The 17789-nt window shown below is 71.0% G+C and carries 18 protein-coding genes and 1 tRNA gene; 4 read left to right on the forward strand and 15 right to left on the reverse strand.

Annotated features, from left to right (window positions below):
- Positions 1-21: 21 nt before the first annotated feature.
- The 7 genes from cysS to ACLJQZ_RS01495 form a co-directional block, all read right to left on the reverse strand.
- On the reverse strand, positions 22-1410 hold the full coding sequence (cysS, locus tag ACLJQZ_RS01465; RefSeq protein WP_410618134.1) for a cysteine--tRNA ligase: 1389 nt from the start codon (positions 1408-1410) through the stop codon (positions 22-24).
- Between the two features lie 42 nt (positions 1411-1452).
- Positions 1453-2151 carry an HAD family hydrolase gene (locus ACLJQZ_RS01470; protein ID WP_410618135.1) on the reverse strand — a complete coding sequence of 233 codons (699 nt, stop codon included), beginning with the start codon at positions 2149-2151 and terminating at the stop codon, positions 1453-1455.
- 22 nt (positions 2152-2173) lie between these two features.
- The gene (locus ACLJQZ_RS01475; RefSeq protein ID WP_410618136.1) at positions 2174-2569 is read right to left on the reverse strand and encodes a PPOX class F420-dependent oxidoreductase; all 396 of its coding nucleotides are present in this window, start codon (positions 2567-2569) and stop codon (positions 2174-2176) included.
- A gap of 10 nt (positions 2570-2579) precedes the next feature.
- Entirely contained in the window at positions 2580-2975 is a 396-nt protein-coding gene (locus ACLJQZ_RS01480; protein ID WP_410618137.1) for a PPOX class F420-dependent oxidoreductase, read from the reverse strand.
- A gap of 250 nt (positions 2976-3225) precedes the next feature.
- Positions 3226-3693, reverse strand: coding sequence for a 2-C-methyl-D-erythritol 2,4-cyclodiphosphate synthase (ispF, locus tag ACLJQZ_RS01485; RefSeq protein ID WP_410618138.1), 468 nt, complete (start codon positions 3691-3693; stop codon positions 3226-3228).
- The gene (locus ACLJQZ_RS01490; RefSeq protein ID WP_410618139.1) at positions 3690-4316 is read right to left on the reverse strand and encodes a 2-C-methyl-D-erythritol 4-phosphate cytidylyltransferase; all 627 of its coding nucleotides are present in this window, start codon (positions 4314-4316) and stop codon (positions 3690-3692) included. Before ACLJQZ_RS01490 ends, ispF begins: the two co-directional genes overlap by 4 nt.
- A 145-nt stretch (positions 4317-4461) precedes the next feature.
- The gene (locus ACLJQZ_RS01495; protein ID WP_005165253.1) at positions 4462-4953 is read right to left on the reverse strand and encodes a CarD family transcriptional regulator; all 492 of its coding nucleotides are present in this window, start codon (positions 4951-4953) and stop codon (positions 4462-4464) included.
- Positions 4954-5229: 276 nt separating this feature from the next.
- On the opposite strand from ACLJQZ_RS01495, the gene ACLJQZ_RS01500 reads away from it, so the two are divergent.
- Together ACLJQZ_RS01500 and radA are read left to right on the forward strand one after the other, a co-directional pair.
- Positions 5230-5898: a hypothetical protein gene (locus tag ACLJQZ_RS01500; RefSeq protein ID WP_410618140.1), complete on the forward strand. Its 669-nt coding sequence runs from the start codon at positions 5230-5232 to the stop codon at positions 5896-5898.
- Positions 5899-5937: 39 nt separating this feature from the next.
- A complete protein-coding gene (gene radA / locus ACLJQZ_RS01505) occupies positions 5938-7296 on the forward strand; it encodes a DNA repair protein RadA (protein ID WP_410618141.1) in 1359 nt (452 codons plus the stop codon).
- A gap of 129 nt (positions 7297-7425) precedes the next feature.
- On the opposite strand, the gene ACLJQZ_RS01510 is transcribed toward radA, so the two are convergent.
- On the reverse strand, positions 7426-8571 hold the full coding sequence (locus ACLJQZ_RS01510) for a hypothetical protein (protein ID WP_410618142.1): 1146 nt from the start codon (positions 8569-8571) through the stop codon (positions 7426-7428).
- Positions 8572-8575: 4 nt separating this feature from the next.
- On the reverse strand, positions 8576-9178 hold the full coding sequence (locus ACLJQZ_RS01515) for an RNA polymerase sigma factor (RefSeq protein WP_410618143.1): 603 nt from the start codon (positions 9176-9178) through the stop codon (positions 8576-8578).
- A 155-nt stretch (positions 9179-9333) separates the two neighbouring features.
- On the opposite strand from ACLJQZ_RS01515, the gene ACLJQZ_RS01520 reads away from it, so the two are divergent.
- Positions 9334-9999, forward strand: coding sequence for a C39 family peptidase (locus ACLJQZ_RS01520; protein ID WP_410618144.1), 666 nt, complete (start codon positions 9334-9336; stop codon positions 9997-9999).
- 24 nt (positions 10000-10023) lie between these two features.
- Here the strand turns inward: ACLJQZ_RS01520 and ACLJQZ_RS01525 are convergent, their stop codons facing one another.
- From ACLJQZ_RS01525 to ACLJQZ_RS01540, 4 genes are all read right to left on the reverse strand, one after another.
- On the reverse strand, positions 10024-10551 hold the full coding sequence (locus ACLJQZ_RS01525; RefSeq protein ID WP_410618145.1) for a hypothetical protein: 528 nt from the start codon (positions 10549-10551) through the stop codon (positions 10024-10026).
- Positions 10552-10637: 86 nt separating this feature from the next.
- Entirely contained in the window at positions 10638-13172 is a 2535-nt protein-coding gene (gene otsB, locus ACLJQZ_RS01530; RefSeq protein ID WP_410618147.1) for a trehalose-phosphatase, read from the reverse strand.
- Between the two features lie 32 nt (positions 13173-13204).
- A complete protein-coding gene (locus ACLJQZ_RS01535; RefSeq protein ID WP_410618148.1) occupies positions 13205-14650 on the reverse strand; it encodes a trehalose-6-phosphate synthase in 1446 nt (481 codons plus the stop codon).
- Between the two features lie 81 nt (positions 14651-14731).
- Positions 14732-16231 carry a threonine/serine exporter ThrE family protein gene (locus tag ACLJQZ_RS01540; RefSeq protein ID WP_410618149.1) on the reverse strand — a complete coding sequence of 500 codons (1500 nt, stop codon included), beginning with the start codon at positions 16229-16231 and terminating at the stop codon, positions 14732-14734.
- A gap of 250 nt (positions 16232-16481) precedes the next feature.
- Here ACLJQZ_RS01540 and ACLJQZ_RS01545 point away from each other — a divergent pair.
- Positions 16482-16554 (forward strand) — tRNA-Thr (locus tag ACLJQZ_RS01545).
- Positions 16555-16567: 13 nt separating this feature from the next.
- Here the strand turns inward: ACLJQZ_RS01545 and ACLJQZ_RS01550 are convergent.
- Positions 16568-17227 carry a hypothetical protein gene (locus tag ACLJQZ_RS01550; RefSeq protein WP_410618150.1) on the reverse strand — a complete coding sequence of 220 codons (660 nt, stop codon included), beginning with the start codon at positions 17225-17227 and terminating at the stop codon, positions 16568-16570.
- Between the two features lie 76 nt (positions 17228-17303).
- Positions 17304-17774: a hypothetical protein gene (locus ACLJQZ_RS01555; RefSeq protein ID WP_410618151.1), complete on the reverse strand. Its 471-nt coding sequence runs from the start codon at positions 17772-17774 to the stop codon at positions 17304-17306.
- Between the last annotated feature and the right edge of the window lie 15 nt (positions 17775-17789).

Below are 17789 nucleotides of genomic sequence, written 5' to 3' on the forward strand. Positions count from 1 at the left end.
CTTGCGGTTATGGAGAACGGCTCAGTCGGACTTGACTGTCCACTGTGGACCGTTAGGGGTGTCCTCCACCACGATGCCCGCCTGCTGGAGGCGGTCACGGGCGGCGTCCGCGCGGGCGAAGTCCTTCTCGGCCCGGGCCTGCTGGCGCTCGGCCAGCAGCCCTTCGACGAGTTCGGCCAGCGCCTGTTTGGTGGGCGTTTCGGAACCGCCCGCCTCGGACCAGCGCGCGGACAGCGGGTCGAGGCCGAGCACGTCGGTCATCGCGCGCACGGCGGCGGCGAGTTCGAGTGCCTTGGAGGTGTCGCCCGCGTCGAGGGCGGCGTTACCGTCCCGCACCGTGGTGTGGACCACGGCGAACGCCTGCGGGGTGGCGAGGTCGTCGTCCATCGCGGCGGCGAACCCGGCCGGGATCGTGCCGATCCCCACCTCGCCGGAAGAAGCGGCGCGACGCAGGAACGTCTCGATCCGCCGGTAGCCCTGCGCGGCTTCCGAAAGCGCGCCGTCGGAGTACTCGATGGTCGAGCGGTAGTGCGGCTGGACCAGGTAGTACCGCAGCTCGGGGGCCCGGTAGCGCTCCAGCAGCGCCGGGATCGACACGGTGTTGCCCAGCGACTTCGACATCTTCTCGCCGGACATGGTCACCCAGGCGTTGTGCAGCCAGAACCGCGCGAAGGCGTCGCCGGCCGCGTTCGACTGGGCGCGCTCGTTCTCGTGGTGCGGGAAGACCAGGTCGATGCCGCCGCCGTGGATGTCGAACTCCGCGCCGAGGTAGGCCGTGGCCATCGCCGAGCACTCCAGGTGCCAGCCCGGCCGGCCGGCGCCCCACGGCGTCGGCCACGACGGCTCGCCCGGCTTCGCGCTCTTCCACATGGTGAAGTCGCGCGGGTCGCGCTTGCCGCGGGTGGGCGTCTCGCCCTGCTGGACGTCCTCGAGGACCTGGCCGGACAGCTTGCCGTAGTCGTCGAACGACTTGACCGAGAAGTAGACGTCGCCATCCGCGACGTAGCCGTGGCCGCTCTCGATGAGGCGTTCCATCAGCTCGACCATCTGGGTGACATGCCCGGTCGCGCGCGGGCTGACCGACGGCGCGAGGCAGCCCAGCTGCTCGTACGCGGTCTCGAAGGCGCGCTCGTGCGTCGCGCCCCATTCCCACCAGGGCCGGCCGGCTTCGGTGGCCTTGGTCAGGATCTTGTCGTCGATGTCGGTGACGTTGCGGACCAGCAGCACGTCCAGTCCACTGTGGACGAGCCAGCGGCGCAGGACGTCGTAGTCCACGACGCCGCGGACGTGCCCGATGTGCGGCACGCCCTGCACGGTGGCACCACACACGTAGATCGACGCCGTTCCGCTACGGGCGGGCTGGAACTCCCGCACGCTCCGGGTCGCTGTGTCGAAAAGGTGTAGGGCCACCCTGAAAGGGTACGGGGTGGGCGTGAGCGAGGTCGCAGGCGGCTAGCTGGGGTCCGGCCCGACGCCGAACGCGCTCAGCGCCGTGAGCAGGGCATCCGGCCGCTGCGCCGTCGGCAGCGGGTCCACCAGCGCGAACTCGCAGCCGAGCGCGCGGGCCCCGCCGTCGGCCTCCTCGCTGTCGCCGACCATCAGGGTCTCGGTGGCCGGGACGCCGAGGGCCTGCACGGCCCGGCGGAAGATCTCCAGCTCCGGCTTGATGGCCCCGACCTCGAAGGACAGGACGAACTCGTCGACGTAGGCGTCCCAGCCGCGGGCGGTGAACGCGGGCCGGATGTCGAAGGCGATGTTGCTCAGGACGCCGACCTTGAGCCCCTGCTCGGACGCCGCCTTGAGCGCGGCCTCGGTGTCCGGGTAGGGCGTCCACTGGCTGGGATCGATCAGCCGGTCGTACAGCGCGACGGCCTGCTCGGGCCGGGGCACGCCGGACTTCTTGAGGACCTCCAGGTACACCTTCCGGTGCAGCACGGGGTCGCGGTCGCGGTGGTGCCAGGCGTGCTGGTGGTCGGCGTCCAGCTCGACGACCTGGCCCACCGGCGCCGTCATCCGGCGCATCAGCTCGGCCTGGGCCTCGATGTCGAGCGGCGTGCCCGCGTGGTCGGTCAGTTCGGTGAGCCAGGTCTCGTCCTGCTCGAGCCGGAAAAGCGTGCCGGAGTAGTCGAACAACACCGCCCTGATCGTCATGGGTTTCAGCCTAACGGGATCGTCAGGCCGAATGCCCTGTGATGTGTTCGGGAACAACGCGGACGAGCACGCGCACGACGTCGGCCGGCTCGGGCGGGAAGGCCTCGCCGGTGTACTTGTGGGCCAGCTCGTCGTTCAGCTCGCGGCCGCCGTCGACGGTGACCTCGGCCCGCCCGCGGATTTCGACGTAGTTCTCCGGATCGGCCAGGTCGAAGACGGAGAGCGACACGCGGGGGTCGCGGCGGATGTTGCGTTCCTTCCGGCGGCCCTGGACGGTCACGAAGACCACGGTGTCGCCGTCGCGGCGGGCCCAGACGACCGAGCTCTGCGGCGAGCCGTCGGCGTTGGTGGTGGCGACGACGGGGTAGTTCTTCCCGTCGAGGAGCGCCTTGGTCGCGTCGTTGAATGTCACACCCATGGTCCGGACCCTATTTGACGTTGCCAGCGATTTTCGCGACGCGCAGGCGGACGATCACCCGTTCGACGTCGCCGCCCTCCGCGGGCGGGTCCTCGCCGAGGTACTTGTGGCTCAGGGTCTTCGGCAGCGTCTTGCCCGGGTCGGGGATGAGTGTCACCGTGCCACGCAGCTGGGTGTGCCGGTACGGGTTGCCGGCGTCGGTGATCGACACGCCGACGCGGGGGTCGCGCCGCAGGTTGCGGACCTTCCGGCGGTCTTCGGTCGCGCTGAACACGAGGTCGCCGTCGTCGAGGCCGATCCAGACGACGGAGGTCTGCGGGCCGCCGTCGGGGTCGAGCGTGGCGACGGTGGCGAAGTTCTTGCCGTCGACGAGCGCGCGGACGGCGTCCGGGAGAGTGAGGGCCATGTCACGCCGAACGTGCTCGGGCGGCGGGGCTATTCCGCCGTGCGGGCCGGCTGCGAGGCCGCGGCCATTGCGGAACGACCCCGCCGGGCAAAGCCGCCGCCCGAAGGCACCCCCGCCCTCTCCGGGGGACCGGCCCCGCTTCCAGCGTATCGGGACCCTCCGACGAAAAGCGGGAAACGTCACAGGCGGGGCCTCGTTGTCCACATCTCGGCCCGGCTGTGGACAACCCGGTCGGCGTGGGCCCGTGGGGCTATTCCGCCGTCAGCAGCAGTGCCGTGGCGAAGGCCGCGATGCCTTCGCCGCGGCCGGTGAGGCCCAAGCCGTCGGATGTGGTGCCGGAGACGCTCACCGGGCCGCCGACGGCCTCCGAGAGCACCTTCTGCGCCTCGTCGCGCCGCTTGCCCACCCGGGGGGCGTTGCCGACGATCTGGACCGTCGCGTTCGCGACGCGCCAGCCCTCGGCCTCGATCAGGCCGCGGACCTCGGCGAGCATGTCGGCGCCGTGGGCGCCGTTCATCCGAGGGTCGCCGGTGCCGAACACCGCGCCGAGGTCGCCGAGGCCGGCCGCGGACAGCAGCGCGTCGCACAGGGCGTGCGCCGCGACGTCGCCGTCCGAGTGGCCCGCGCAGCCGTCGACGCCCGGCCAGCTCAGCCCGGCGATCCAGCACTCGCGGCCCGCCTCGATCGGGTGGACGTCCACCCCGTTGCCGATCCTCACAGCGTCTCCTCCGTGCTCGGTGCCGCCGCGATCGCCTCGGCCAGGGAAAGTTCGAAGTCGGTGGTGACGCGCATCGCGTCCGGGTGCCCCGGCACGGTCGCCGCGCCCTCGGGGACGGCCGCCTCGAGGTCCGCCACGCGGAAGGCGTCGAGGGTGTAGCCGACCGGGGTCTGGGCGGTGCGCAGCCGGGTGCGGTCCTCGGTGCCGACGATCAGCTCGGCCGCGTCGGTCACCTTCACCGTGTCGGCCATCGGGAGCACCGGGACGACGACGGGAGTCGCGTCACCGACCGCGGTGATCACGTCACGCACCGTTTGCGCAGGAATGAAGGCCCGCAAGGCGTCGTGGAGGAGTAGAACGGAGTTACGGGAAAGTTCGGGCTCGACGACGGCGAAGGCCTGCCGGAGCGAACCGGGGACGACCCGGCACGAGAGGTCCTCGAGGACCTGTGAATAGACTTGCGCACACCGCTGGGGGGCCGCCACGAGAACCAGATCGATCTCCGGTACTGCGAGCAGCCCCCGCACGGTGTGCGTGAGTAGCGCTTCACCACGGACCGGCGTGAGAGCGAGCTCTCCGTCGGAGGCGTGGTGTGCGACGGTCACGATCACGGCGACGTTCATCGGTTCGCGATCGTAGAGGCACCTGCTCGCCCGTCGAGCAGGACGCCCTGGGGTTGGAGAACCTTATTCAGCCGTCGGCCGACACGACGTCACCGTAGGCAGGCCACCTGCGGTCCGTAGCGTCGTCCTGACCAGAATGAGATTCTCAGACCGCCGCGGTTTCCAGAACTTCGTCGAGGAGGACTTCAGCCTTGTCCTCGTCGGTGCCCTCCGCGAGCGCGAGCTCGCTGACCAGAATTTGCCGCGCCTTCGCCAGCATGCGCTTCTCGCCGGCTGAAAGTCCGCGGTCCTTCTCTCGTCGCCAGAGGTCGCGCACCACTTCGGCTACCTTGTTCACATCGCCGGAGGCGAGCTTCTCGAGGTTGGCCTTGTACCGACGAGACCAGTTCGTGGGCTCTTCGGTGTGCGGAGCACGCAGTACGTCGAAAACCTTGTCCAGTCCTTCTTGCCCGACGACATCACGCACACCGACGATCTCGGCGTTGTCAGCGGGCACACGAACCGTAAGATCCCCTTGCGCGACTTTGAGGACGAGGTACTTCTTCTCCTCGCCCTTGATCACGCGGGTCTCGATGGCTTCGATGAGTGCGGCACCGTGGTGCGGGTAGACGACGGTCTCTCCGACCTTGAAAACCATGTGTCCTCTGCCCCTTTCGCTGACCCCATCCTACCACGGTCCGCCAGTGCCCACCTAGCGGGCCGGACTCGTCCTCGCAGGTCAGCGGCCTGGGCGGGGGTTGACAAACGTCGGATCCCCGTGCTCACGCAGGTTATGGCGAAGGGTCCGCGCGACCATTGGGAATTCCTTTGTGGACGGTTGATCTTGAGGACAACGCGGACCGGTTCCGCGCTGGAGATCGCTCCGGGCTAGTCTTCGCAGGAACGAGGCCGTGAAAAGGGAAGGGACTGCGACGTGAGGCTGCAGAATCGTCGCGTGCTCGGCGCGGGCGTGCTGGCGCTCGGTGCCGCGCTCGCGCTCGCCGGGTGCGGGGCAGGCCAGATCACCCAGACCGACACGCAGCAGCCCGCCGTCAACGGCACGCACGCCCAGGTCAAGACCATCGTGATGCGCGACGTGGCGGTCCAGTACCCGACGTCCGGCCCGGGCTACGCGGCCGGCGCGACTCCGGCGCTGACCCTGACGATCGTCAACCAGGGCGCCCAGGACGATTCGCTCGTCTCGGTGACGACCGAGGACGGCACGCAGGCGACCGTCGGCGGCTCGAAGGACATCGTCGCCGGGCACTCCCTGGTGATCGGCCCGGACGACGCGGTCGAGTCCACCAACCAGGTGGAGCCCACCTCCTCGGGTACGCCGAGCTCTTCTTCGGAAGCTCCGACGGCGACCGGGACCGGCTCCACGGGTACCGCTACCTCTTCTTCCTCTTCCGCGGCGGCTCCCGCCACCAGTGCGACGCCGACCGCGGCCCCCGCGACCGTCGGCAAGGGCACGGTGACGCTCCCCGCGCTGAAGCAGCCGCTCTGGCCCGGTCAGACCGTGAAGGTCACGTTCGTCTTCAAGAACGCCGGACCGGTCACCGTCGAGCTGCCCGTGGCGGCGCCGGCGCACGACAAGGGATAGGTCCCCGTTTTTGTCGGTGGGCGCCGATAGCCTCGCGGGGTGAAGAAAGGCGTCAACTACCGCTGCGCGAGCTGCGGCTACGAAGCGGCCAAGTGGCTGGGCCGGTGTCCGGAGTGCCAGGAATGGGGCTCGTTCGCGGAACGCGGGGCCGCCGGGAAACCGGCGATCCAGCGCGTCGCGGCCGGCGCGCCGAGCGCGCCCGCGCGGCCGATCGGCGAGGTCGACGTCGAAACCGCCCGCGCCCGCCGCACCGGGGTGTCCGAGCTGGACCGCGTCCTCGGCGGCGGCCTGGTGCCGGGCGCGGTGGTGCTGCTCGCGGGTGAGCCGGGTGTCGGCAAGTCGACCCTGCTGCTCGAAGTCGCCTACCAATGGGCGAAAACGGTCGACCGGTCCCTGTACGTCACGGGCGAGGAGTCCGCGGGCCAGGTCCGGTTGCGCGCGGAGCGGACCGGCAACGTCCACGACCGGATGTTCCTCGCCGCCGAAAGCGATCTCTCGGCCATCCTCGGGCACGTCGACGACGTGAAGCCGGGCGTGCTGATCGTCGACTCGGTGCAGACCATGGCGTCCCCGCTGGTGGACGGTTCACCCGGCGGGGTGACCCAGGTCAAGGCGGTGACGTCCGGGCTGGTCGCGCTGGCCAAGGAGCGCGGGCTGCCGGTGGTGCTGGTGGGGCACGTCACGAAGGACGGCACGGTGGCCGGCCCGCGTGTGCTGGAGCACCTGGTGGACGTCGTGCTGCAGTTCGAGGGCGACAAGCACTCGACGCTGCGCATGGTCCGCGGCATCAAGAACCGGTTCGGCGCGGCCGACGAGATCGGCTGCTTCGAGCTGGTGGAAGAAGGCATCGTCGGGGTGCCGGATCCGTCGGGGCTGTTCATCAGCCAGACGGCGGAGCCGGTGCCGGGCACGGCGATCACGGTCGCGATGGAAGGCAAGCGCCCGCTGCTGGGCGAGGTCCAGGCACTGGTGTCGTCGACGTCGGCGCCCCAGCCGCGGCGCGCGGTCAGCGGCCTCGACTCGGCGCGGGTGGCGATGGTGCTGGCGGTGCTGGAGAAGCGCGGCGGCCTGAAGCTCGCCGACAAGGACGTCTACGTGGCGACGGTCGGGGGCATGAAGATCACCGAACCGGGCACCGACCTGGCGCTGGTGCTGGCCCTGACGTCCTCGTTCGGCGACGTGGCGCTGTCGCCCCGGCTGGTGTCGGTGGGCGAGGTCGGGCTCGCGGGCGAGATCCGCCGCGTGCCGAGCGTCGGCCGCCGCCTGGCGGAGGCGGCGCGGCTGGGGTTCACGCACGCGCTGGTGCCCCCGGACTCGGGCAAGCCACCGGCCGGGATCCGGGTGCTGGAGGTGGCGAACGTAGCGGACGCACTGAACGCGGCGAGCCACGCTCGCTGACGCCGTCGCCTCGGCGGCGGCCGGCTTGGTGCTGCCGCCGGCCCGAGGACGGGCCGGGCCGGGCCGAGCCGGGTCGTTTCGGAGTTGGCGCGATGGCCGGGCGCCCCCAGGGCGCCCGGCCACCACGGGTCAGTGGTCGGTCTTCGTGATCGAGTACGTGTAGCTCTCCGCCATCGAGTTCCGCTCCTCCGGCGGGTGGGACGAGTGCGGCGGGAGATTCGTGGTCATGATCGCCGTCCTGTCCGGGGCCCTCGGCACGTTGGGCGTCGACGAGGCCGGCGGGACCACCTCCGAACTCTGGATGCCCGTCCCGCCGATCGGCTCCTTGAGCGGCAGCGTGTAGCCGATGAGCTGGGCCGTGGCCTGGTCGGCGATCAGCGAGCCGCCGTCCTTCGCCGTGAAGCCGACGCCTATCCGGCCGTCCGGGGCCGGCATGCCCGGGGTGGTCACGATGCCGTCGACACCGGCCAGCGCCCGCCAGAGCGCCACCCGCACGTCACCGCGGGCCAGGCCCAGCTCCAGCGTCTTGCGCACCATCTGGACGGCCGCCCCGGGGCTGTTCTCCTCGCCCCGGCGCACCGGGGTCCCCAAGCCACGCTGGGCGTCGATCAGCTGGGCGCGCAGCGCCTGGACGTCCGCGGGCAGGCTCGTGACGAACAGCGCCGTCGGTGCGTCCCAGGAACCCAGGAAGTCGGGGCCGCCGTACATCCCGGGGAAGATCCCGCCGGCGCCGGTCGTGTCGGTGATATGCACCGGTACCGGTTCCATCCGCGGTGTGGGGACCTGCAGGCCGGCCGGGGTGTTCGTGAGCGTGGAGCGCAGGTGCCAGTCCCCGGCCGGGTCGGCGGGGATCCAGAGCTCGGTCTGCGTCCCCACGTAGGTCTTCGGGATCGAGCCTTTGTCGGCCTCCATCCACGACGACGACGTCGTGAGCCGGAACTCGCCGGGGCCGATCGGGAGGTCCACGCCACGCAGGTCGTCGAGCCCGGGCAAGGTGGCGGCCGGCGCGATCGGGGCGGGGTCGCGGTCGGCGAGCTGCGTGGCGACGACCAGGCCGCCGGTGAGCGTGGCGACGGCGGCCGCCACCGCGATCCACCGCCACGCGCCGCGGGACTCCGCCGGCGCGGGGGGCGTTTCGGGCTCGGCGCCGGCCGCCGCCAGCAGCGACGCGCGCGCGAACGTCAGATCACCGTCGCCGACGTCGTCGTGGAGGTCGGCCAGCGCCGCGTCCAGCTCGGCGTCGGACCAGATCTGCCGGATGTTGTCGTCGGTCACGGGACTACGCCTCCTTCGCGGCGGGAGCGGCGGTGGTGGTCGTGAGGGCGGCGGTTCTCAGCCAGCGGCGGATCCGGTGCAGCCGGGAGCGCACCGTGCCCTGCGGGATGCCCAGGGTTTCGGCCACTTCGGCCGGGTCGAGCCCGGCCCACGAGACGAGCAGCAACGTGTCGCGGTCGGCCGGGTTGAGCTTCGCCAGCGCGCCGGCCAGCTGGGCCGCCCGGGCCTGGGCGTCGACCCGCTCGGCGACGCGGCCGTCGTGCCCGGCGTGGCTGAGCTCGCCGGTGCGCGCCAGCCGCGCGGTCGCCTGCAGGCCGCGCAGCTCGGACCGCACGTGGTGGCGCAGCAGGTTGGTCGCGATGCCGTAGAGCCACGAGCGGGCCGTGCCCAGTTCCGGCCGGTAGCTCTCCCGGCGCCGGAGCGCGACGAGGAACGTCTCGGCGACGAGGTCGTTGGCCGTTTCGGCGCCGGCCCGGCGGGCGAGGTAGTGCCGCAGCGGCCCGGCGTGGGCGTCGAAGAGCTTGGCGAACACCGGTGCCGGGTCGGCTCCGCCCAGGTCGGGACGGTCGTGCCCCCAGACGTCGGCACCTTCTTGGATCACCTGCATGCCCCCTGTTGCCCGCAGGCGCCGCCGGCGTTCACGGCGAACCTACCTTCGTCGTGATCCGTTCAGGGACGGTACGAGACAAACGGCGGCTCTTGTCGCGATCATCCCTTTGTTCGGCGCTGGCCAACCGGCGTCAAAACTGGGGAAGGATCGTCATGCGCAGATTCCGTCTGGGGTTCGTCACGCTCATGGCCGTTTCCGGGCTCCTCACCGCGCCCGCGGTGGCCGGGGCCCAGAAGTACGTCGTGCCGGCGCCCGGGTTCGTCGACGCCATGGCCGCGCCCGCGCACGTCGACGGCGTCGAGCGGGCCGAGGCCGTGCTGAACGTCCAGTACCAGGTCCAGAACACCGGCTACTGGTGCGGACCGGCCGCGACCCGGATCGCCATCTCGGCCCGGACGTCGAACGTGCCGAGCCAGGCCACGCTGGCCTCGCAGCTCGGCACGACCACCAACGGCACCGACTGGGTCGGGCAGGTCACCGGCGTCCTCAACCAGGACCTCGGCACCTCCTGGTACGAGACGAAGGAGATGCCGAACGACCCGCCGACGCAGGCCCAGCGCGACCTGCTGTGGCGCGACATCGTCCTGGACGTCAACAACGGCTACGCGATCGTCGCGAACATCGTCGCCCCGGCGAACAACCACCCGCCGGGCTACCCGAACTACACGATCTACCACTACTTCACGGTGATCGGCTACGACAGCTCCGACATGACGGTCAAGATCGCCGACCCGGCCAGCTTCGGCGGCAACCAGATCTACTGGCTGACGTTCAACCAGCTCGCGACGCTCATCCCGCCGAAGGGCTACGCGGCCTGAGCCGTCCACTGTGGACTGAATTGCTCACCAGATCGGGTGGTCGCTGAACCGCCGCAACGTCTGCATCGAGGGGCGTACGTAGAACATGCCCGCCAGGAAACCCATGGTGGCGAAGGCGAGCGTCGCGACCGTCGTGAGCAGGTCCGGGGCTCGCGCCGCGTGGGTTTCGTGCCAGACGTGGAACACGATCGGGACCGCGCACGCGCCGATGATGAGGATCAGCGTCAGCACGTAGGTGACCACGAACGCGTTGCGCGCCGACTGGGCGCTCGCGATCACGAGGTAGTCGCCGCGCAGGCACCGGCGGCACGTCAGCACCAGTACCGCCATCGCCAGCACCGCCAGCGGGGGCAGCACGGCCGCCGCTTTGCCCAGCAACGAGTCCGGGAAGGCGTGGCCGTGGATGATGCCCTGCAGGAACGTGGTGAGGCCGAACAGCAGGACCGTGCCGACGATCATCGAGCAGCCGATGACGACCGACCCCGAGCGCACGCGCTCGGCGAACCGGGGCGGCAGCGGCACGTACTCGACCTGCCCGAACGTTCCTTGCACCGCATCACCTCCGAACGCCGTCAAGGCCACCTTACGGGCGCGAGACGCCTGCAAGGTGGCCTTGACGGCAGTTCGGACCGAAAGGGCTAACTGGCCGCCAGCAAGTTGGCGCACCGGATGAGCCCGATGTGCGAATACGCCTGCGGGTGGTTGCCCAGGGACCGTTCGGCGATCGGGTCGTACTGCTCCGGCAGCAGGCCCGTCGGGCCGGCCGCCGCCACGATCTGGTCGAACAGCTCCTGGGCCTCGTTGCGCCGTCCGGTGAGCAGGTACGCCTCGATCAGCCACGCCGCGCAGATGTGGAAGCCGCCCTCCCCGCCGGGGAGGCCGTCGTCGCGGCGGTAACGGTACACAGTGGACCCACTGCGCAGCTCCGCCTCGATCGCGGTCACCGTCTGCTGGAAGCGCTCGTCGGCCGGGTCGATCAGGCCGGTGAGCCCGACGAACAGCGACGCCGCGTCCAGGTCCGTGCCGTCGTAGGCCGTGGTGAACGCCTGGACCTCGTCGTTCCAGCCGTGCTCCAGCACGTCGGCGGCGATCGCGTCGCGCAACGGCGGCCACGCGCCCGGCACGTCCCGGCCGTACTGCGCACCGAGCTTGACCGCGCGGTCGATGGTCACCCAGCACATGACGCGCGAGTAGACCCGGTGGCGCGGCACGTGCCGCTCCTCCCAGATCCCGTGGTCCGGCTCGTTCCAGCGCCGCGTGACGGCTTCGGCCATCGCGCGCACCATCTGCCAGTCCTCGTCACGCAGTTCGCCGCGCGCCGCGGCGAGCGTGCCGACCAGCTCGACGACCGGGCCGAAGACGTCCAGCTGCACCTGGTGGTTGGCCAGGTTGCCGACGCGCACCGGCCGCGAACCCGCGTACCCGGGCAGCGACTCGATGACGGCTTCGGCGCCGATGACGCTGCCCGAAAGCGTGTACAGCGGGTGGAGCCGCTCCGGGCCGGCCAGCGTCGCGAGCACGCCGTGCAGCCACTTGAGGTAGCCTTCGGCCTCCTCGATCGAGCCCAGGTGCACGAGCTCCCGCACGGTCATCGCGGCGTCGCGGATCCAGCAGTAGCGGTAGTCCCAGTTGCGGACGCCGCCGATCTCCTCCGGCAGCGACGACGTCGCCGCGGCCAGCACGCCACCGGTGTCGGTGTTGACCAGGCCGCGCAGGGTCAGCGCCGAGCGCAGCACCAGGTCGGTCTGCACCTTCGGCAGCTGCAGCTTCGACGTCCACTCGCTCCAGTACCGGCCCGCGCGGTCGCGTCGCTCCACTTCGGACAGTTCGTGCGGCCCGAGGTCCGGCGTGCCGCAGCGCAGCTCCAGCACGACCGGCTGGGTCGGCGTCGGCTGCACCAGCGCGGTGGCCGTGTCGTGCAGGCCGTCCGAGGTGATCGTCCACTCGACGCCCGGCGCGTAGAGCACGAACGGCTCCGACGTGCCGAGCACCTTGACGCCGCCCTCGGTGATCTCCAGGCTCACCGGCACGCCGCCGAACTCCGGCCGCGGCGCGAACGTCACGGCCGCGGCCGCCTCACCGGAGATGACGCGGACCAGGTCCGTCCGGTGCGGCGCGCACTCCGGCTCGAGGTAGTCGGTGACGAGCAGGCGCGACCAGCGCGTCTCGACCGTCATCGTGTTCGGCAGGTAGCGCTGGCCGAGCGGGAGGCCGTTGCGGTGCGGCTTGATGGAGAAGTGGCCCGCGCCCTCGCCGCCGAGCAGGTCGGCGAACACCGCGGGCGCGTCCGGGCCCGGGTGGCACAGCCAGGTCAGCTTGGCGTCCGGCGTCAGGAGCGCGACCGAGCGCTCGTTGGCCAGCATCGACAGCCGCTCGATCGGGGGCGCCGACTCGCCGTACAGCCAGTTGCGGCGCTCCTCCAGCAGGAAGCCGAGGACCAGCGCGACGTCGACGGTGTCCGGCACGTGGTAGCCCGCCAGCGTCTCGCCGTCGCCGACCTTGATGCCCAGGTCGGGGCCGGAGAGCCGGGCGAAGGCCTTCTCGTCGGTGACGTCGTCGCCGAGGAAGATCGCCGCGGTCGCGCCCACCTGGTGGCGCAGGATGTCGAGCGCGTGGCCCTTGTCCGTCTGGACGACCGCGAGCTCCACCACCTCCTTGCCGTCGGTGGTCGAGACGCCGTCCCACTTCGACGGTCCGTTGTGGACGGCCGCGAGCACGCGGCGGCCGGCCTCGTGCTCGGCGCGGCGCACGTGCACCGCGATGCTGGCCGGCTTGACCTCCAGCGACACCCCCGGCACGTCGAGCACGAGTTGTTCGAGCTCGGTTTCGAGACGTCGGTGCAGCTCACGCGCCTTGTCGTCCAGCGCGTGGATGAAACCGATGTCGAACTCCGACCCGTGGCTGCCGACGAGGTTCACCTCGGACGGCAGCCGCGACAGCGTGGCCAGGTCGCGCAGGGCCCGGCCCGAGATGACCGCGGTGGTCGTCTCGTGCAGACCGGCGAGCGATCTGAGGGCGCCCACGGACTCCGGCAGCGGCCGGGCCTCGTCCGGGTTGAGCGTGATGGGAGCCAGCGTGCCGTCGTAGTCGCAGGCGACCAGCAGTCGCGGAGTACGGGCGATCTGGACGATCGCGCGCCGCAGCTCGGCGGGCAGGGCCTCGGCAGTCAACACTCCTCCTCAGGAGCTCGTGCGTGGTCGTGTGGTCACTCGACCGCTTCGGCACCCAACGCTTGTAAGAACGAGCGCGCCCAACGGTCGACGTCGTGAGTGAGAACCTGGCGACGCATGGCGCGCATCCGGCGACGGCCCTCAGCCGGGTCGAGCGTAATGGCAGCCACCAGAGCATCCTTCACCCCGTCCAGGTCGTGGGGGTTCACGAGGAATGCGCTAGAGAGTTCCGAGGCCGCGCCGGCGAACTCGCTGAGCACCAGTGCGCCGCCCAGATCGTGCCTCGTGGCGACGTACTCCTTGCAGACGAGGTTCATCCCGTCACGCAGCGGCGTCACGACCATGACGTCCGCGGCGGAGAAGAAGGCGGCCAGCTCGGTGCGATCGACCGATTGGTGCAGGTAGTGCACGACCGGGTGACCGACGCGGGAGAACTCGCCGTTGATCCGCCCGACCATCTGCTCGATCTCGCCGCGCATCCGCTGGTAGTGCTCGACGCGCTCGCGGCTCGGCGTGGCCAGCTGCACGAACGTGACGTCGTCCGGCTGGAGCCTGCCCTCGTGCAGCAGCTCGTGCAGCGCCTGCAGCCGCAGGTCGATGCCCTTGGTGTAGTCGAGGCGGTCGACGCCGAGCAGCACGGTCTTCGGGTTGCCGAGGTCGCGCCGCAGCTGCGCGGCCCGCTCCTGGACGCCCTTCGTGCGGGACAGCTGGTCGAGGCCGGCGGCGTCGATGGAGATGGGGAACGCGCCGACCCGCACGGTCCGGTCGCCGACCTGCATGGTGCCCGGCCGCGACCGGACGCCGACCGCGCCGCGCGTCGACTCGAGGCCGATCAGCTGGCGGCACAGCCACAGGAAGTTCTGCGCCCCGCCGGGGCGGTGGAAGCCGACGAGGTCCGCGCCGGTGAGGCCGCGGATGATCGCGGCGCGCCACGGCATCTGCATGAACAGCTCGACCGGCGGGAACGGGATGTGCAGGAAGAAGCCGATGCGCAGGTCCGGTCTCAGCTCGCGCAGCATCGCCGGCACCAGCTGCAGCTGGTAGTCCTGGATCCAGACCGTCGCGCCTTGGGCGGCGACCTCGGCGCTGGCCTGCGCGAACCGCTGGTTCACCTTCACGTAGCTGTTCCACCACGCCCGGTCGAACACCGGGCGCTCGACGACGTCGTGGTAGAGCGGCCAGAGCGTCGCGTTGGAAAAGCCCTCGTAGTAGTCGCGGACCTCGTCGGCGCTCAGCGAGACGGGGTGCAGCACGAGGCCGTCGTCGTCGAACTCCTCGACGTCGACGTCGGGCACGCCCGGCCAGCCGACCCACGCGCCCTTGCGCGACCGGAGGAACGGCTCGAGCGCCGACACCAGCCCGCCCGGGCTGGCCGTCCAGCGGCGTTCACCGTCGGTCGTGCGTTCGAGGTCCACCGGTAGCCGGTTCGCCACCACGACGAAATCCGCCTGGTTCGAGTTCTCCTTCGTCGCTTCAGTCACGTGCTCGCTCCTCGCGTCCCGGGTCGCGGCCCCAGAGTGAAACCCTATCGCGTGAGCGATGAACAGCCGGTGACCGTCGGGTTACTCCAAGCGCCGATCGGCCGGTTCGAGCGGACCGGCCATGCGTGGTCCGGCGAACCGGCGTTCGAGCCTGCCCAAGCCGGTGCGGACCGGCTGAGCGAGCCATTCGCCGAGTACCACGCCCGCTGCCAGCGCAAGCCCGATTGCGACCGCCGTCATGAGCGTCGAGATAGTGCCGTTCGGCTCGACCCCGATTTGGTATAGACCACGATAGGTGGACAGGCCCGGGAGCAGGGGAGTGATCCCGGACACGGCGACGACGAGTGGCGTGACGCCCAGTCGTCGCGCGAGCACGCCGCCGCAGAACCCGACCAGCGTCGCGGCGATCGCGGACGAGCTGACGCCGTCGAGCTGGATCACCGTGAGCCCGCCGTAGACGGCCGCGCCGATCGCGCCGGCGGCCATCGCGACCAGCGTCGCGCGCATCTTGGAGTAGGACGCGAGCGCGAAGCAGGCCGAGGCGCCGGCCCCGCCGAGGATGACCAGCGGCAGGTGCTGCGGTGTGGAGGTGGGGACGTCGGGCAGCGGGGTGGGCGGCAGCCCGAGCATCACGGCGATCCGCAGGGCCAGCACGACCCCGGAGATCAGGCCGGCCGACATCAGCACCACTTCCGTGGTGCGGCCGGCGGCGGTGACGTTGTAGCCGGTGATGGCGTCCTGCACCGCCGAGACCGTCGACAGCCCGGACAGCAGCACGGTCAGCGCGGCCGCGACGACGAGCGTCGGTTTGTCGGTGGTCAGGACGTGGGTCCGCATGATCGTCATCGCGGACAGCGTCGCGACCAGGCCGCCGATCACCTGCTGGAAGAAGAACGGCAGCGAGTAGCGGTTGACGAACCGCCCGATCCGGTCGATCACGCCGCTGATGACGAACGCGACGACGGCGATGTCGGGCCCGCCGCCGAGCAGGATGGTGATGAACGCGGCGACCCCGCCCCAGGCCAGCGTCGCGACCCAGCGCGGGTACGGGTGCGGCGCCCGCGAGATCCGCTCCAGCTCGGTCTGCGCCTGCTCGGCGCCGAGGTGCCCGCGGACGATCCGGCGGATGAGCTTCTCGGTCTCGGTCAGCCGCGTGTAGTCGAGGCTGCGGCTGCGCACGACGCGCAGCGCGGTCACCGGCGCGAGGTCGGTGCCGCGGTGGCAGGTCACGGTGATCGACGTGAAGATGACGTCGACCTCGCAGTGCGGCAGCCCGAGCGCGGCGGTGATGGCGATGATCGTCGCGCTGACGTCCGAGGCGCCGGCGCCGCTGGCCATCTGCACCTCGCCGAGGCGGAGGGAGAGGTCGAGCACGAAGTTGACGGTGGCGTCGTCGGGCAGCTGCGGCCCCATCGCCTCCTCGGCGTCGACCGCCGGGAACTCCCCGGTGGGCGCTTCGAGAACGTGCCAGGGACGGCGTCGCAACAGGTTCGGCCGGTGAGTGCGCGGTCTCTGCGCGGGCGGTTCCAGCAGGGGCCATCTGGTCGCCTTGCCCCCGTTGGTGCGCTCGTTGATCGTCATGATCCATCCACCTCCTCGCTCGTTCCCGAGGACCATCGACGCCCGTCCCCCGACCGTTGCACGGATCATGGAGTGGCGTCCACCACGTTCTGATCATCTTGTCCTGACCAGGGGATTGGTGCAGTTCGAGGCGTGTCCGGCTCGCGGTGGGCGGCGCCGTCGTCCCGATCTTCGAGACGGGCCGGCCGGGGTGGCTGTACCGGGCGCGCGGCACGGGCCCGGTAGACTGCGAGCGGCGCCGCGGCGCCAGGCCGCTATAGCTCAGCTGGTAGAGCATCTGTCTTGTAAACAGAAGGTCAGGGGTTCGAGCCCCCTTGGCGGCTCCTCTTGTTTCGATCAGGTCCGGGCGACGGCGATCGCGAACGGGCTGATGACCTTCGTGAGTGCGTCCAGCTGGTCGCGGGAGTCCTCGCCTGCTCCGGAGACGGCGAGCTGCGTCAGCCGGTCGTGGCTCGCCAGCAGGGCGAAACAGTGTTCGGGCGGGGCTTTCGGGGCTCTGTCGGCGCAGAACACCTCGTGGGCCTCGGCCGCGTCGGCGGCGCTGGTTCCCATGGTGCTCGTCCGGTGGTACCGGGTGCCTTCGTAGGTGAAGCTGCCGCAGGACTCCAGGGCGGCCCGGATCGCGTCGAGCACCTCCCGGGCGGAGACACGACCGTAGGCGATGATGACCTGCCGGACTTCGTGGCCGTCGGCTTGCCAGGTGAGCGCCGCGCCGTAGCGCACCAGCGCGTCCCACGGCTGGGGGAGGTCGCAGACCCGCAGCAGCGCCGGCGGCGGCTCGGAAACCAGCGGGCCGGCGCGGGTCAGGCTGAAGCCGAACAACCGGCCGTCGGCTTCGGTCGGGAGGTAGTGCGTCAGGTCCCGGATCGACGGCCAGACGGTCGGCGCGGGCCGCGGTGTCCACGACGACGGGGTCGCCACGTCGATCGGATCGCATCCGCTGGTCGCCACGGCCAGTGCGGCCAGCAGGACCGGCAAGCCGAGCCGTCGTCTCATCCGGCGAATTCTGCCGGGGCCGCTCGGTCGCGCCAAGGACCGTCCTGCCCAGCGGCCGCGCGGCCCGGCCGCCGGTTCAGCGCTGGATCATCGTCGTCTCGGCGGCGAGGACGTCGCCGGTGTGGCTGCTCGTCAAGTACCCGACCGCGGCGAAGTTCCAGCGGCCGGCCCGGCCGTCGTACTTCGGGGTCCAGCAGCGGGTCTGACCCGGCATCACCTTTTGATTGCCGCCCGGGCTGTCGCAGTCGACGTCGCTGAAGTAGGCGACCTGGTCGTACCGGACGATGGCCGCCTGCCCGTACTGGCTCGCCGTCGCCGGCTTGTTGAAGAGCACGAAGCCCCAGTACTGGTAGCCGCTGTCGCGGCAGAGGTCGATCCGCCCGATGACGGTCGTGCCGATCGTCAGGTTCACCTTCTCCACGACGATCCCGTAGGAACTGCCGTGCTGGCAGTCCGGTGCCGCCGCGACCTCCGCTGACGCCGCGGGGGTCAAACCCGTCACGGCGATCGCCGCCGCGCCTGCCGCCGCCAGGATCTTCTTGATCATCGTGCTCCGTCCGCC

It is taken from the genome of Amycolatopsis sp. cmx-8-4, assembly GCF_046548675.1.
In the GTDB taxonomy this organism is placed as follows: domain Bacteria; phylum Actinomycetota; class Actinomycetes; order Mycobacteriales; family Pseudonocardiaceae; genus Amycolatopsis.